The sequence below is a fragment of the Streptomyces ureilyticus genome (genome assembly GCF_011045025.1).
GTDB classification, from domain to species: Bacteria; Actinomycetota; Actinomycetes; order Streptomycetales; family Streptomycetaceae; genus Streptomyces; species Streptomyces ureilyticus.
The window spans coordinates 1-13671 of sequence record NZ_JAAKZX010000028.1; the positions used below are offsets into that span (position 1 = coordinate 1).

The following is a 13671-nucleotide window of genomic DNA, read 5'->3' on the forward strand; positions in this document are numbered from 1 at the left end:
CGATCTCCCTGACCGCCGACAACATCAAGGACACGGTCGTCAAGGACGGCATGTACACGATCGATCAGATCTGCACGCCCAAGTACAAAGCCGCTTGTGAGAGGGCGGGACTCACCACGTAAACGCGGTCTACGCGTTCACCTCAAGACCTCTAGCGGTAGAGGGTCTGACCTCTAGCGCTAGAGGTCCCGACGCGCCCCAAGTTGGGGCCCTCTCTGGGACCTCTGTGGGACCTCTGACAACGACCGGCAACGACCAACGACGACCACCAACAACCGCTCAGCCGCAGGTCAGTTGGGCCTGCACCTCTCTGACCAGGGCCGAAAAACGGGCCCGCCAGACTCAGGGCAAGAAGAAGTAAGGACGAAGATCAGGCCTCTGAGCTGCGCTTACGGTGCAGATCGGGGGCCTTCGTTCAGGAAGGCCACGCGGCGAGAAGATCCGTCGGCCCGTATGCGGCATCGAGCCCCGTGCAGTCGGTTCCGCCGCGCGAGACCGCGACCACGGGCACCGGCTCGGGCGTGAGCGCCGCGCGATGGTGGTGCAGCGCGGCGAGATCGTGGCGGTCGAAGGGGGAATTCTCCAGCCACTTCACCGAGCCGACGAACAGCAACTCCTTGGCAATGGGCCCGCGGTCGGCCCCCACGATGTCGATCTCCACGTCGTTGGTGCGGGTCCAGTAGGCGCCGATTGCGGGTGCTGCGGGCAGCTTCGCATCAGGCAGTAGGCGCGCCAGGGCCTCACGTACGAGAGGTTCGACGGCCCGGCCGCGCCAACTGGTCCAGTTCTCGCGGATACGGCCCAGCGTCAGGTCTCCCCGGCCTCGTTCGATCTCCTCCATCGCCGGGCCGAGGAACCTCAGCCAGAAACGGAGGTAGGGATCCGCGACCCGGTAACGGCGGTCCTTCGAGGGGCGTGTGGACACGGGGAGTTCGGCCGCGATCACTCTCTTGTCCGTGAGTATCCCCAGCGAGCGCTGGAGGGGGGTCGCTCCGAGGCCGCCGGCTGCGCGGGCGATGTTGGTGAAGGTCCGCTCCCCGCTGCCGATCGCCGACAGCACCGCGCGCGCCTGCACCTGCTGCGGGAACTCCGCGGCAAGTGACCGCTCCGCCGAGACCAGCAGGGCCGATACCGGATCTCTGAGGGCCGCTGACAGGAAATCCCCCATCCCGCCGCCGTGCGGCCACTCCGCGCAGATCAAGGGCAGCCCGCCGGTGATCAGTGCCGCGTCGAATGCCGAGGCTGCATCGAGGCCCAGCATTCCGCCCACCTCGGCCGGATTGAGAGGGCCGAGTACCATCTCCCGTCCGCGCTGGTGGAACGGACGGCCATAGCTGTTCAGCGCCTCCATCATCGACAGGTCCGAGCCGATGAGGATCAGCAGAACCGGCTTGGTCTCCAGCGCCCTGTCCCAGGCCCGCTGCAACGTGCCCTCGAACGCACCCTCCGCATCCATCACGTAGGGCACTTCGTCCATGACCACCACGCTTGCCCGATCATTCGGCAGAGCCGCCGCCAGCACATCGAAGGCTGCATCCCAGCTTTCCGGGCGGGCCGAGGCCAGCAGGCCGGCCAGCGGCAGGCTCGATGACCGTGCGTCCTGACTGAGGCGCTCGAGATCAGCCCTCGGCGACGCTCCGGTGGCGGCGTAGAAGAGAAAAGGCGCGCCTGACCGCTCGGCGAAGCGCTCGACCAGCCGTGACTTCCCCACGCGGCGGCGCCCCCGGAGCATCACGCACCGCCCCGGCCGTTCCCCGTCGAGACCCGCTACCACCTTGTCCAACTCGCGGTCCAACGTCTGGAGTTCGCGTGTCCTGCCCACGAATTCGCCCACAGTGGTGTCCTCCATACGTCGCCACACCCAAGGAGATACGAGAGACTAACAACGATGTTACCAACATCAATGTTAGTAACTTGCTGGAGCTCCTCTCACGCGGTCATTCCGCCACGGCTATGTCGCCGTAGCGCCGCGCGACCTCGTGGAATGCCTCCTTGGGTTTGGACGCACCGTCGCCGGTCACCGCCATGACCCCGAAGCCGGCCTTGTCGAGGTCGAGACGAGGGTCGTCGTGATGCGGGAAGTCGGGCATGGCGAAGGTGAAGACGAAGCAGCCGTGCACGCCCTCCGTGTCGTACTGGTCGATGAGTTCACCGAGGTAGCGGGCCTGGACGGCCTCGTTGCGGGGGTGGTCGCCGCGGATGCGTGGGGGTGTGGCGAACCAGTTGACGATCCAGAAGGCACCGGCTCCCCGCTGGTCGGCTCCGGTGAAGGCACCGCACCCGAACTCGGTGATGACGACGGGCTTGTCGTGGTCGCGAACCAGGCTGCGCAGGCGGTCGATGTAGGTGGGGTGGTTACGGCCGGAGCGGTAGAGGCTGACGCCGACCAGGTCGAACAGCGACCAGTCGACGTGTTCCCACCCGGCCGCGGAGTAGGTGACCGGCCCGCCGAAGCGGCGCCGCGCGGTGGTCACGGCGGTGGTGAGCAGCTGGTGGAGCCGCCGGTCGATCCTGCGCCGCAGCACGCGGTGGAAACGCACGATGAGCTTCAGGCGCAGGAACGACCGAGGTCCGGGGACGATGCCGGGCACGGTGTGGGAGAACTCGCTTCCGACCAGGAGCGTCACCCGGTCCGGGTGTTCCAGGCGAAGTTCTTCGGCAGCCTCGGCGACTGTGTCCAGGTGCTCCAGGAGCTTCGGCTGAGGCAGTTCGGGAACGCTGGGCCGGATGTAGACGCTGAGACCGGTCTTGAGGGCGGTTCGGGCGGCATCGATCAACCGCTTCCCGTCGCCGCCGATGAGCATCACCGTGGTGCAATGCAGATTCCGGGCGATGACCTCCAGGTCCCGCCGCACATCATCGGTGCTTGCCTCGCCGACCAGGTAGGAGATGCCGCGGACGGTCAGCATGCGCTCGGCTCCTGTCGACGCGGGCGGTTGGCGGCCATGAGGAGAAGGGCGGCGACATCACGGAGCATCGCGGCGATGACCGCGTACCGCGGCAATGCGGCAGGAGCGGATAGTGCGGGCATGCGGATCCTTAGCGTGGCGGTTTGACGATCCGGGTCGTCATCGGTCCGTTCGACGCTAGAGACGCAGCCGACGGTCGGGCATCCGTCTTCCGTCCAGGAGCGCACGACTTCCGGCTAATAGTCCGCGGCACCCGTCGGCGCGCGACCTGACGTCTGGTCATGCCTGAGCAGCACAACGGCTCAGGCGAGCGAGTCGCTCGGCTCGACGCCGAGGCTCGTTAAGGCACTGGCGGCTGTGCCTGCCCCGCCGGACGTACGGGCTCAAGGCGCCGCCGTGGCCAGGCGGTGGAACGCCTGGGTGGTGTGGGGGTGGGCGAGTTCGTCCAGGAGGTGCCGCCACTCGGGGTCGGTGGCGGTGGGATGCGCCAGTTCCCAGGCCGTGAGCAGCGCGGTGAGGTCGCTCTCGCAGGGGGTCGCGGCCGGGGCGTCCTGAGCGGTGCTCGTCTGTGTGGACAGCGGCGCCTTCATGGGAGTTTCCTTCCGGCTGGGAGCTGTGAACCTCTGGGATTCGCTGGGTTCAACCATCCCGTTGCCCGCCTGCCGGAACCATGGAGCGCTCTACCGGATCGGGGGTGCAGGTGGCCGCACCCCGAGAGGGTCGTTCTCCCCCCTCTCACACCTCCAGCGGCACCGGATGGATCTCGTCGGCCTTGTGGCCGGTGCGTTCGTGGATGCGTTGGACCGCTTCGGCGGTGGGGGCCTCGGAGAGGCAATAGACCGTGCCGGACTCGGGGTCCGCCCACGCCTTCTCGAAGTGCACGTTCTCTTCTTGCTCTATGGCGAGGTCCGCCTGGTGGGCCTGCCTCAGCTGTTCCGCCGTGATGCCCTGCATTCCGTGGTGGACGTCCATGAAATGAGCCATGGCCTCGCACCTCCCTGCGCTGACGAGTTCGCCCGCCCCCTCTCCTCCATGCTGCGCCCGGACGGCCACGCGGGCGACCGCTCACGGAGGTCGTACGACGACCCGGACACCAGGCCGTCGTACGAACCGTACAAACTCAACCGCACTGGCAAGGACTGCCCGACTGGCAGCCGCACCTGCACCCCGCCCCGCAGCCGCACGCGGCGACGAGCGGGAGGCTGGTGATCTCGGCGGGCTGTTCCGTCTCGCGCTCCCGGGTGGGGTCTGGGGTGGTGGTGGGGGATTCGGCCATGGTCCCTCCTCGAAGGCTGATGCCTACGCCCATTGCAGGCCCCCACCGCCCGGCGCATCAACGGCGCACCGAGGCTCCCACGCATCGACCACGAATCCGTACGCCCGTGCCACAACCCCGTACGCCCGTGCCACAATCCCGCACGCCCCGCGAAACCCGACCCGCACGCCCCTACGCCCCGCAGCGGAGCGCTTACGCCCCCTCAACCCCCGTAGCCGGCTGGACGTCCGCCTGCAGCTCGTCCGCGTGCTCCCCCGTCACCAGGTACACCACCCGGTTCGCCACCGACACCGCGTGGTCCGCGAAGCGCTCGTAGTATCGGCCCAGCAGCGTGACGTCGACGGCCGTCTCGATGCCGTGCTTCCAGCGGTCGTCCATGAGGTGCTGGAAGAGGGCGCGGTGCAAGGTGTCCATCGCGTCGTCGTCCTGCTCCAGCTGAAGCGCGAGGTCGACGTCCTTCGTGACGATGACCTCCGCCGCCTTCGCCATCAGGCGCTGCGCGAGCTGGCCCATCTCGAGGATCGTGGCGTGCAGGTCGTGCGGGACCGCGCGCTCCGGGAAGCGGAGGCGGGCGAGCTTCGCGACATGCTGGGCGAGGTCCCCCGAGCGCTCGAGGTCCGCGCTCATCCGCAGGGACGTGACCACGATCCGCAGGTCCGTCGCCACCGGCTGCTGCCGCGCCAGCAGGGCTATCGCCCGCGCCTCGAGCTCGTGCTGGAGATCGTCGACCTTCTGGTCGCCCGCGATCACGGTCTCCGCCAGCTTCAGGTCGGAGTCGAGGATCGCCGTCGTGGCGCGCCCGATCGCCGACCCGACGAGCCGGGCCATCTCGACCAGGCCCTCGCCGATCGAGTCAAGTTCCTCGTGGTACGCGTCGCGCATCAGGATGTCCCTCTCTTACGTCAGCTTCCGGATCCCGTACACGGATCCCCGTACATGGGTTCCCATGCACGATTCCCCTGCGGGATTCCAAGGGGCTCGCGTACCCCACGCTCCCACGGTCCGGCTTGAACGCGTCCGTTTCCGCCCCCTCAAATGAACCATCCCTATCACCCAGGTGAACTATGAGCGACATGACCCCTCCCTGCGGGCATGCTTCCGGCGACTCCGCTCGGGGCAAGTGAACCGCCACGGTCTCCACGGTGAACTCTGGGCGACGAGTGTTCGAGCTGACAGTCTGGGCGCTGTAAGGGGGGCGTACGTCATGCCTAACCTGGAGCCATGGACGTGAACGCGGCGGTCGCCGCAGCGGCAGCGATCGCCGGTGTACTCACCGGCGTCATCGCCATGCTGGCGTTCCGCTGGAGCGAGCGCGAGCAGAAGCGGCCGACGCGCACGTCGCTGCACACGGACCCGGTGCTTCCGCCGGGCGTCGACACGGTCCTGTCCGTGCTCCGCTCCTCCGCCGTCGTGCTCGACGAGGCCGACGCCGTGGTCAAGGCCAGCTCCGCCGCGTACGCCCTCGGCCTCGTACGCGGCGGCAAACTCGCCGTCGAGCCCATGCTGCAGATGGCCCGCGACACCCGGCGCGACGGTGAGATACGGCAGGTCGAGCTGGACCTGCCACGCCGCGGCACCGGCCGCGGCGAAGCCCTCGCGGTGTCCGCCCGCGTCGCCCCGCTGGGCTCCCGCCTCGTACTCCTCCTCGTCGAGGACCTCACCGAGGCCCGCCGCATCGAGGCCGTACGCCGCGACTTCGTCGCCAACGTCAGCCACGAGCTCAAGACCCCCGTCGGCGCGCTCAGCCTCCTCTCCGAGGCGGTCATGGACGCCGCCGACGACCCGGAGGCCGTGGAACGCTTCGCCGGACGCATGCAGATAGAGGCCACCCGCCTCACCAACCTCGTCCAGGAACTCATCGACCTCTCCCGGGTCCAGAACGACGACCCCCTCGAGGACGCCGAAGCCGTACGCGTGGACGAACTCGTCGCCGAGGCCATCGACCGCTGCCGCCACCAGGCCGGCACCAAGCAGATCACCATGGCCGCAAATGTGGGGGGCGGGCCCGTAGGCACCTCGGATGAGGGTGGTGGTGGGCGACGGGCGGGAACCGCCGACCTGCAGATCTGGGGCAACCGCGGCCAGCTGGCCGCCGCCCTCGGCAACCTCGTCGAGAACGCCGTGAACTACTCGCCCGCCCGTACGCGCGTGGGAATCGCCGCGCGCCGGGTCCCCGCGCCCGGCGGAGACCTCATAGAGGTCGCCGTCACGGACCAGGGCATCGGCATCTCCGAGAAGGACCGCGAGCGCATCTTCGAGCGCTTCTACCGCGTCGACCCGGCCCGCTCCCGCCACACCGGCGGTACGGGTCTTGGCCTGGCGATCGTCAAGCACGTGGCCGCCTCGCACGGCGGGGAGGTCACGGTGTGGAGCTCCGAGGGTCAGGGCTCCACCTTCACCCTCCGGCTGCCGGAGGCGGGCGTGGCCCGCGACCGCGCGACCGACCACACGTCCGGACTCGCCGACGACGTCGACGCCGGGCAGCCCGACGGAACGACCACCGTCACATCCCCCACTACATCCCCGTACGAATCGCTTTCTGCCCCGGAGGTCCTTCCGTGACCCGAGTGCTCGTCGTCGAGGACGAGGAGTCCTTCAGCGACGCTCTGTCCTACATGCTCCGCAAGGAAGGCTTCGAGGTCGCCATCGCGACCACCGGGCCCGACGGCCTCGACGAGTTCGAGCGCAACGGCGCCGACCTCGTCCTGCTCGATCTGATGCTGCCCGGACTGCCCGGCACCGAGGTGTGCCGCCAGCTGCGCAGCCGCTCGAACGTCCCGGTGATCATGGTCACCGCCAAGGACAGCGAGATCGACAAGGTCGTCGGCCTGGAAATAGGAGCCGACGACTATGTGACTAAGCCCTTCTCCTCCCGCGAGCTGGTCGCCCGCATCCGCGCCGTACTGCGCCGCCGCGGCGAGCCCGAGGAGGTCACCCCCGCCGCACTGGAGGCCGGCCCGGTCCGCATGGACGTCGACCGCCACGTGGTCACCGTCTCCGGCTCCAAGGTCGACCTCCCCCTCAAGGAGTTCGACCTCCTGGAGATGCTGCTGCGCAACGCGGGCCGCGTCCTGACCCGTATGCAGCTCATCGACCGCGTCTGGGGCGCCGACTACGTCGGTGACACCAAGACGCTGGACGTCCACGTCAAGCGCCTCCGCGCCAAGATCGAGCCGGACCCGGGCGCGCCCCGGTACTTGGTGACGGTCAGAGGCCTTGGGTACAAGTTCGAGCCGTAGGCCGAACACCTCGCACGCTGAACACGACGAAGGGCGGGACCCCTGGAAAGCGGGGTCCCGCCCTTCGTGCATACGAGGATTCAGTACGTACGAGAATTCCGCAGCCCTACGCTGCTCAGTGCCCCGCGGCCGCGTCCCCGCCCCCCTCGGGAGCCGTGGGCGTCGCGCTCGGCGACGCGGCGTCCGTGGGGCTGCCCTGCCCGGTCCCGTCCGTACCGGCCTCACCGTTCCCCGGCTCGTTCGGCGTGGCGGAGGGGGACCCGCTGGGGCTCGGGCTACCGGACCCCTCGGAACCCGGCGCCTGAGGAGTCTCCGACGGGCCCCACTCGGCGTAGTAGCCCTCGGACGGGACGACGAACGCCCGCAGCTTCACCGCACCCGTCTCGCTGAAGGTGAAGGTGACCTGCTGCGCCTCACCGTCCTCCAGGGCCTCGCGGCCGCCGTTCAGTACGGCGGAGGCGTTGCCCTTGCCGCCGAGGATCACCGAGCCGTCGGCCGGCACCGTGATCGGGCCGGAACCCTCGGCGGGCCTGAGCGTGACGGGGTCCTTGACGCCCGCCACGCGGATCGACTCCAGCGTCTCGTCGCTGTTGCCGTTGTTGAACAGGGTCGCGGAGATCGCGGACGGGCCCGTCGACTCCGGGTCGGGCTGGGTGATCACCACGGCGTTCTGGATCTGGATGTCGCCCACGCTGGTCGCGGCGTTGTCCGGCCTGATCTCCAGCGACTGGGCGTTGCTTCCGGCGCCGCACGCGGCGAGCGAGGCGATCGAGAACGCGATGGCGGCGGCGGCGAGGGCGCCGCGTCGAAGGCTGCTGCTCACGGCGGCGGCAACTCCTTGAACGCAGGGGCGGCGGCCTTGTAAAGCCGCTCTAAGGTCGGTCAGCGGCCTCAGGTTACCGAGCCGCCCCCGCGCTCCCGCACCCGACCCGCCTCTACGGCTCTTCCGACGCCGCCGCGACCATCGCATCAGGGCGTGTTCTTCAGGCCACCGCGCAGCCGGCACCTCATGTCCCTCCGTGCACAAAGAGCACGCGACTCGATCTCAGCCACGTTGACAACATTTCCCATAAGGAATGCGATCGGGAGTCCGCAAGAGATCCGCCAGAGAATTGATCTTCAGCTTGTCGTGATCAATTCCGGAATCGTCTCGTACCCACCCCCGATCACCGAACGGAGTAGCCCAAGACTCACCTCCGGAAACCGACAAATCTGGACGTTCGGCCACGCGAGTAAGCCTTCGAAGGCTTGTAACGGGCGGGTTTCGCGCCCCGCGAGGAACGGCTCCGACCTGCGAATACCCCCTTGTCCCGCCCCCTCGAAGCACGTTCCTGTCGCTGTTGTCAAGCCCCGAGATGTGCCCTGACCTGCGAAAACGCCATTCAGAAGATGCGGTTCTCGTGTTACTCTGGATAGCCACGGAAGGGGTACCTGTCACATGACGTTCAAGGTTGGCGACACCGTGGTCTATCCCCATCACGGGGCCGCGCTGATCGAGGCTATCGAAACTCGTCAGATCAAAGGCGTGGACAAGACCTACTTGGTGCTGAAGGTCGCCCAGGGCGACCTGACGGTGCGTGTGCCAGCGGACAATGCGGAGTTCGTCGGCGTACGTGATGTGGTCGGTCAGGACGGGCTGGACCGGGTCTTCGAGGTGCTGCGCGCGCCGTATGCCGAGGAGCCCACAAACTGGTCGCGTCGTTACAAGGCAAATCTCGAGAAGCTCGCCTCCGGCGATGTCATCAAGGTCGCGGAAGTCGTCCGTGACCTGTGGCGTCGTGAGCGCGAGCGTGGACTCTCCGCCGGCGAGAAGCGCATGCTCGCCAAGGCTCGGCAGATCCTGGTGAGCGAGCTCGCCCTCGCGGAGAACACGAACGAGGACAAGGCCGAGGCCCTGCTCGACGAGGTCCTCGCGTCCTGACGCCCGTCACTCTCTGATCGCTTCCCGACCAGAGGCGAAGAAACGAGCGGTCCGGCGTAATTGATACTGCCGCGGTGCCCGATGACGTAGGTTCTGTCGCCGGGCGCTGCGGCATGCTCGTACCCAGAACACCGTACGACCGTAAGTCAGCGGCTGGGTAATGAATTTCCGGCCGCCGATACTGGGCGTGCCGGGCCCGGGCAGCTGGCTCAACCGGCTGTCACGGAAGGGTCCCCGGTCAAGGCGTCGCGCCCGGCACGCTGAGGCCATACCCATACGGGCCCGGTCGTCAAACCGGCGTCAACCGGCGGGTCAAACCGGTGCGTGCCGGGCGGCGTTCGCGAGCGCCGGATTGACGTCCGGCGGACGCCGGATCGACGACTGATGGGCGGCCGGGTCGAGGACCGGACCTGGCCGGGTACAACCGACAGGACCTGGCCGTACACAACCCGCACACACCCGTACGTACACACACCCGACAGGAACCGATGTCTGACGATTCACGCCGTTCCGGGGCCGGTACCGCGGCCGTGATTCCGGCCGCGGGCCGAGGCGTGCGCCTCGGGCCGGGCGCTCCCAAAGCGCTACGGGCGCTGAACGGCACTCCCATGCTCATTCACGCGGTACGCGCCATGGCCGCGTCGCGTGCCGTCTCGCTGGTCGTCGTCGTGGCGCCGCCCGACGGGGCCGCCGAGGTCAAGTCGCTCCTGGACTCGCATTCGCTGCCCGAGCGCACCGACTTCCTCGTCGTGCGCGGTGGCGAGACCCGGCAGGAGTCCGTGAAGCTCGGCCTCGATGTGCTGCCGCCCGGCATCGACATCGTGCTCGTGCACGACGCGGCCCGGCCGCTCGTACCCGTCGACACCGTCGACGCCGTCATCGAGGCGGTACGGGACGGAGCCCTCGCCGTCGTACCGGCGCTGCCTCTCGCGGACACCGTCAAGGAAGTCGAGCCGCGTACCGACGACTCGCCCGAGCCGGTCGTCGCCACTCCCGAGCGGGGGCGGCTACGGGCCGTACAGACTCCGCAGGGCTTTGACCGGGACACCCTGCTGCACGCCCACGAGACCGTGACGGACGGGGTCACCGACGACGCGAGCATGGTCGAGCAGTTGGGCAAGCCCGTCGTCGTCGTGCCGGGGCACGAGGAGGCGTTCAAGGTCACCCGGCCGCTCGATCTGGTGCTGGCCGAGGCGGTATTGGCGCGGCGGAGGGCGAAGGATGGCTTCTGAGACGCCGCCGCCGTTCGTGCTGCCGCAGGTCGGGATCGGTACCGACATTCACGCCTTCGAGGAGGGGCGGGAGTTGTGGTGTGCCGGGCTCAAGTGGGAGGGCGAAGGGGCCGGGCTTGCCGGGCACTCCGATGCGGACGTCGTCGCGCATGCCGCCTGCAACGCGTTGTTCTCCGCTGCCGGACTCGGTGATCTCGGGGCTCACTTCGGGACCGGGCGGCCCGAGTGGGCCGGGGCGTCCGGGGTTACGTTGCTCACCGAGGCGGCCCGGATCGTGCGTGCCGCCGGTTTCGCCATCGGTAACGTTGCCGTTCAGATCGTCGGGCCTCGGCCCAAGATCGGGAAACGGCGGGATGAGGCGCAGGAGTTGTTGTCCGGTGCGGTGGGGGCGCCCGTATCCGTCTCGGGCGCCACTACGGATGGGCTTGGGTTTCCGGGGCGTGGCGAGGGGTTGATGGCGGTCGCTACGGCGTTGGTCGTCCGCACTGGCTGAGCTGGGCGGTTTTCTTCCCCAGTCCCGCCGCTTCCCGAAACCGAGGGCTGCGCCCCCCGGGCCCCCTGCCTCCGGCGGGTGGGGCGCCATCCGCTCAAACCCCGAAGCGACACCCACTACCCTTGGACCCGTGACTATTCGCCTGTACGACACCAGCGCCCGGCAGATTCGTGACTTCGTCCCGCTCTCAGCGGGCTGTGTCTCGATCTACCTGTGCGGTGCCACCGTGCAGGCCGCGCCGCACATCGGGCACGTCAGGTCGAACCTGAACTTCGACATCATGCGCCGCTGGTTCGCGTACCGCGGCTACGACGTGACGTTCATCCGCAATGTCACGGACATCGACGACAAGATCATCAGGAAGGCCGCGGAGCAGAACAGGCCCTGGTGGTCGATCGGTTACGAGAACGAGCGGGCGTTCAACGACGGCTACGAAGCCCTCGGCTGCCTGCCGCCCACGTACGAACCCCGCGCCACCGGCCACATCACCGAGATGGTCGAGATGATGCGCACGCTCATCGAGCGCGGGCACGGTTACGAGGCCGAGGGCAGCGTCTACTTCGACGTCCGCTCCTGGCCCTCGTACCTGGAGCTGTCCAAGCAGGACCTGGACGAGATGCGACAGCCCGCCGAAGAGGGCATCACCGGCAAGCGGGATCCGCGCGACTTCGCCATGTGGAAGGCCAGCAAGCCCGGCGAGCCGGACTGGGAGACGCCGTGGGGCCGCGGCCGCCCCGGCTGGCACCTGGAGTGCTCGGCGATGGCCCACAAGTACCTGGGCTCGGCCTTCGACATCCACGGCGGCGGTCTGGACCTGATCTTCCCGCACCACGAGAACGAGATCGCCCAGGCCAAGGCCTACGGCGACGAGTTCGCCAAGTACTGGGTGCACAACGCCTGGGTCACCATGAGCGGCGAGAAGATGTCCAAGTCGCTCGGCAACTCCGTGCTCGTCAGCGAGATGGTCAAGCAGTGGCGGCCCATCGTGCTGCGCTACTACCTCGGCACCCCGCACTACCGCTCCACCATCGAGTACAGCGAAGAGGCCCTGCGCGAGGCCGAGTCGGCGTTCGCGCGCATCGAGGGCTTCCTCCAGCGGGTCATCGACATGGCGGGGCCGGTCGAGCCCGCGGCCGACGTGCCGCCCGCCTTCGCCGAGGCCATGGACGACGACATGGGAGTGCCACAGGCCCTCGCCGTCGTGCACACCACCGTCCGGCAGGGCAACAGCGCACTCGCCGCCGACGACAAGGACGCCGCCGTCGCCCGGCTCGCCGAGGTGCGTGCGATGCTCGGCGTCCTCGGCCTCGACCCGCTCGACGCGCAGTGGGCCGGCGGGAGTGACCAGGGCCAGGACCTGCACGGGGTTGTCGACAGCCTCGTACGACTGGTCCTCGAGCAGCGCGAGGCGGCCCGCGCCCGCAAGGACTGGACCACCGCCGACGCCATCCGCGACCAGCTGGGCCAGTCCGGCCTCGTCATCGAGGACAGCCCTCAAGGACCTCGCTGGACGCTCGGCCCGCGCTGATCCCGCGGCGCATTCCTTGATCGATTGTGCCGCCCGGCCTTCCGGGCGGCACACTTCATAGACGCACAGCGCATTCAGAGACGTACACGCACGCTTTCCCACAGAGACAGGTAGGTCATGGCCGCAAACAACCGCCGCATGTCCGGCAAGAAGGGCGCGCAGGTCGGCAGTGGCGGCCAGCGACGCCGGGGCCTGGAAGGCAAGGGACCCACCCCGCCCGCCGAGATGCGCAAGGGACACAAGAAGAACCGCGTCGCCACCGCCAAGACGAAGCAGACCGCCCGCCGCCCCGCCCCCAAGGGCCGCGGCGGCAAGTCCACCTCCGAACTCGTCGTCGGCCGCAACCCCGTTGTCGAGGCGCTGCGCGAGGGCGTGCCCGCGACCATGCTCTACGTCCAGCAGTTCATCGACAACGACGAGCGGGTGCGCGAGGCGCTCCAGCTCGTCGGCGAGCGCGGCGGCATCCACCTCATGGAAGCCCCCCGCCCCGAACTCGACCGCATGACCAACGGCCTCAACCACCAGGGCCTCGTCCTGCAGATCCCACCGTACGAGTACGCGCACCCCGAGGACCTCGCCGCCGCCGCGTACGACGCCGGCCAGGACCCGCTGATCGTCGTGCTCGACGGCGTGACCGACCCGCGCAACCTCGGCGCCGTCGTCCGCTCCGTCTCCGCCTTCGGCGGCCACGGCGTCGTCGTACCCGAGCGTCGCGCCGCCGGCATGACCGCCGGCGCCTGGAAGACCTCCGCCGGCGCCGCCGCCCGTACGCCCGTCGCCCGCGCCACCAACCTGACGCGCACCCTGGAGGCGTACAAGAAGGCGGGCATCATCGTCGTCGGCCTGGCCGCCGACGGCGACGGAGAGATCGGGGACCTGGAGGCCCTCGAAGGACCCGTCGTCATCGTCGTCGGCAGCGAGGGCAAGGGCCTGTCCCGGCTGGTCGGCGAGACCTGCGACTTCCGCGTACGGATCCCCATGCCGGGCGGCGCCGAGTCGCTGAACGCGGGTGTGGCGGCCGGAGTTGTGCTGTACGAGGCGGCTCGACGACGGGCCTGACGGCGGGCGGGGTG

The 13671-nt window shown here is 68.9% G+C and carries 15 protein-coding genes and 1 pseudogene; 8 read left to right on the forward strand and 8 right to left on the reverse strand.

Features of this window, described 5'->3' with window-relative positions; genetic code table 11:
- Positions 1–122: pseudogene (locus G6048_RS49400) on the forward strand (ABC transporter substrate-binding protein); the annotation flags it as partial.
- 293 nt (positions 123–415) lie between these two features.
- Here the strand turns inward: G6048_RS49400 and G6048_RS11805 are convergent.
- The 7 genes from G6048_RS11805 to phoU all read right to left on the reverse strand — a co-directional run bounded on the left by G6048_RS11805 (position 416) and on the right by phoU (position 5067).
- A complete protein-coding gene (locus tag G6048_RS11805; protein WP_206341496.1) occupies positions 416–1849 on the reverse strand; it encodes an ATP-binding protein in 1434 nt (477 codons plus the stop codon).
- A gap of 88 nt (positions 1850–1937) precedes the next feature.
- Positions 1938–2909, reverse strand: coding sequence for a glycoside hydrolase family 113 (locus tag G6048_RS11810; protein ID WP_165339447.1), 972 nt, complete (start codon positions 2907–2909; stop codon positions 1938–1940).
- Positions 2903–3031: a hypothetical protein gene (locus G6048_RS50885; protein WP_268978729.1), complete on the reverse strand. Its 129-nt coding sequence runs from the start codon at positions 3029–3031 to the stop codon at positions 2903–2905. Before G6048_RS50885 ends, G6048_RS11810 begins: the two co-directional genes overlap by 7 nt.
- A 261-nt stretch (positions 3032–3292) precedes the next feature.
- A complete protein-coding gene (locus G6048_RS11815) occupies positions 3293–3499 on the reverse strand; it encodes a hypothetical protein (protein ID WP_165339448.1) in 207 nt (68 codons plus the stop codon).
- 145 nt (positions 3500–3644) lie between these two features.
- Entirely contained in the window at positions 3645–3893 is a 249-nt protein-coding gene (locus G6048_RS11820; RefSeq protein ID WP_165339449.1) for an SCO4226 family nickel-binding protein, read from the reverse strand.
- A gap of 136 nt (positions 3894–4029) precedes the next feature.
- A complete protein-coding gene (locus G6048_RS11825) occupies positions 4030–4185 on the reverse strand; it encodes a hypothetical protein (RefSeq protein ID WP_165339450.1) in 156 nt (51 codons plus the stop codon).
- 192 nt (positions 4186–4377) lie between these two features.
- Positions 4378–5067 (reverse strand): phosphate signaling complex protein PhoU, encoded by a 690-nt coding sequence (gene phoU / locus G6048_RS11830; protein ID WP_165339451.1) that lies wholly within the window; start codon positions 5065–5067, stop codon positions 4378–4380.
- A 339-nt stretch (positions 5068–5406) separates the two neighbouring features.
- Here phoU and G6048_RS11835 point away from each other — a divergent pair, with 339 nt between their 5' ends.
- Both G6048_RS11835 and G6048_RS11840 read left to right on the forward strand, forming a co-directional pair.
- A complete protein-coding gene (locus tag G6048_RS11835) occupies positions 5407–6747 on the forward strand; it encodes a sensor histidine kinase (RefSeq protein WP_165339452.1) in 1341 nt (446 codons plus the stop codon).
- Entirely contained in the window at positions 6744–7424 is a 681-nt protein-coding gene (locus tag G6048_RS11840; RefSeq protein ID WP_033322296.1) for a response regulator transcription factor, read from the forward strand. Before G6048_RS11835 ends, G6048_RS11840 begins: the two co-directional genes overlap by 4 nt.
- Positions 7425–7539: 115 nt before the next feature.
- Here G6048_RS11840 and G6048_RS11845 read toward each other — a convergent pair whose 3' ends face one another.
- Positions 7540–8247, reverse strand: coding sequence for a copper chaperone PCu(A)C (locus G6048_RS11845; protein WP_165339453.1), 708 nt, complete (start codon positions 8245–8247; stop codon positions 7540–7542).
- A 615-nt stretch (positions 8248–8862) separates the two neighbouring features.
- On the opposite strand from G6048_RS11845, the gene G6048_RS11855 reads away from it, so the two are divergent.
- From G6048_RS11855 to rlmB, 5 genes are all read left to right on the forward strand, one after another.
- On the forward strand, positions 8863–9345 hold the full coding sequence (locus G6048_RS11855; protein ID WP_003953493.1) for a CarD family transcriptional regulator: 483 nt from the start codon (positions 8863–8865) through the stop codon (positions 9343–9345).
- Positions 9346–9833: 488 nt separating this feature from the next.
- Complete coding sequence (gene ispD, locus G6048_RS11860) at positions 9834–10577, forward strand: 2-C-methyl-D-erythritol 4-phosphate cytidylyltransferase (protein WP_165339454.1); 744 nt, start codon at positions 9834–9836, stop codon at positions 10575–10577.
- Positions 10567–11070 carry a 2-C-methyl-D-erythritol 2,4-cyclodiphosphate synthase gene (gene ispF, locus G6048_RS11865; protein WP_165339455.1) on the forward strand — a complete coding sequence of 168 codons (504 nt, stop codon included), beginning with the start codon at positions 10567–10569 and terminating at the stop codon, positions 11068–11070. Before ispD ends, ispF begins: the two co-directional genes overlap by 11 nt.
- Positions 11071–11200: 130 nt before the next feature.
- Positions 11201–12598, forward strand: coding sequence for a cysteine--tRNA ligase (gene cysS / locus G6048_RS11870; RefSeq protein ID WP_165339456.1), 1398 nt, complete (start codon positions 11201–11203; stop codon positions 12596–12598).
- A gap of 117 nt (positions 12599–12715) precedes the next feature.
- The gene (rlmB, locus tag G6048_RS11875) at positions 12716–13657 is read left to right on the forward strand and encodes a 23S rRNA (guanosine(2251)-2'-O)-methyltransferase RlmB (RefSeq protein ID WP_165339457.1); all 942 of its coding nucleotides are present in this window, start codon (positions 12716–12718) and stop codon (positions 13655–13657) included.
- Positions 13658–13671: the final 14 nt, after the last annotated feature.

Bases quoted from the DNA above. Each gene is read 5' to 3' on its own strand.
- G6048_RS11805 (WP_206341496.1), bottom strand. From the start codon at position 1,849: ATGGAGGACACCACTGTGGGCGAATTCGTGGGCAGGACACGCGAACTC.
- G6048_RS11810 (WP_165339447.1), bottom strand. From the start codon at position 2,909: ATGCTGACCGTCCGCGGCATCTCCTACCTGGTCGGCGAGGCAAGCACC.
- G6048_RS50885 (WP_268978729.1), bottom strand. From the start codon at position 3,031: ATGCCCGCACTATCCGCTCCTGCCGCATTGCCGCGGTACGCGGTCATC.
- G6048_RS11815 (WP_165339448.1), bottom strand. From the start codon at position 3,499: ATGAAGGCGCCGCTGTCCACACAGACGAGCACCGCTCAGGACGCCCCG.
- G6048_RS11820 (WP_165339449.1), bottom strand. From the start codon at position 3,893: ATGGCTCATTTCATGGACGTCCACCACGGAATGCAGGGCATCACGGCG.
- G6048_RS11825 (WP_165339450.1), bottom strand. From the start codon at position 4,185: ATGGCCGAATCCCCCACCACCACCCCAGACCCCACCCGGGAGCGCGAG.
- phoU (WP_165339451.1), bottom strand. From the start codon at position 5,067: ATGCGCGACGCGTACCACGAGGAACTTGACTCGATCGGCGAGGGCCTG.
- G6048_RS11835 (WP_165339452.1), top strand. From the start codon at position 5,407: ATGGACGTGAACGCGGCGGTCGCCGCAGCGGCAGCGATCGCCGGTGTA.
- G6048_RS11855 (WP_003953493.1), top strand. From the start codon at position 8,863: ATGACGTTCAAGGTTGGCGACACCGTGGTCTATCCCCATCACGGGGCC.
- ispD (WP_165339454.1), top strand. From the start codon at position 9,834: ATGTCTGACGATTCACGCCGTTCCGGGGCCGGTACCGCGGCCGTGATT.
- ispF (WP_165339455.1), top strand. From the start codon at position 10,567: ATGGCTTCTGAGACGCCGCCGCCGTTCGTGCTGCCGCAGGTCGGGATC.
- rlmB (WP_165339457.1), top strand. From the start codon at position 12,716: ATGGCCGCAAACAACCGCCGCATGTCCGGCAAGAAGGGCGCGCAGGTC.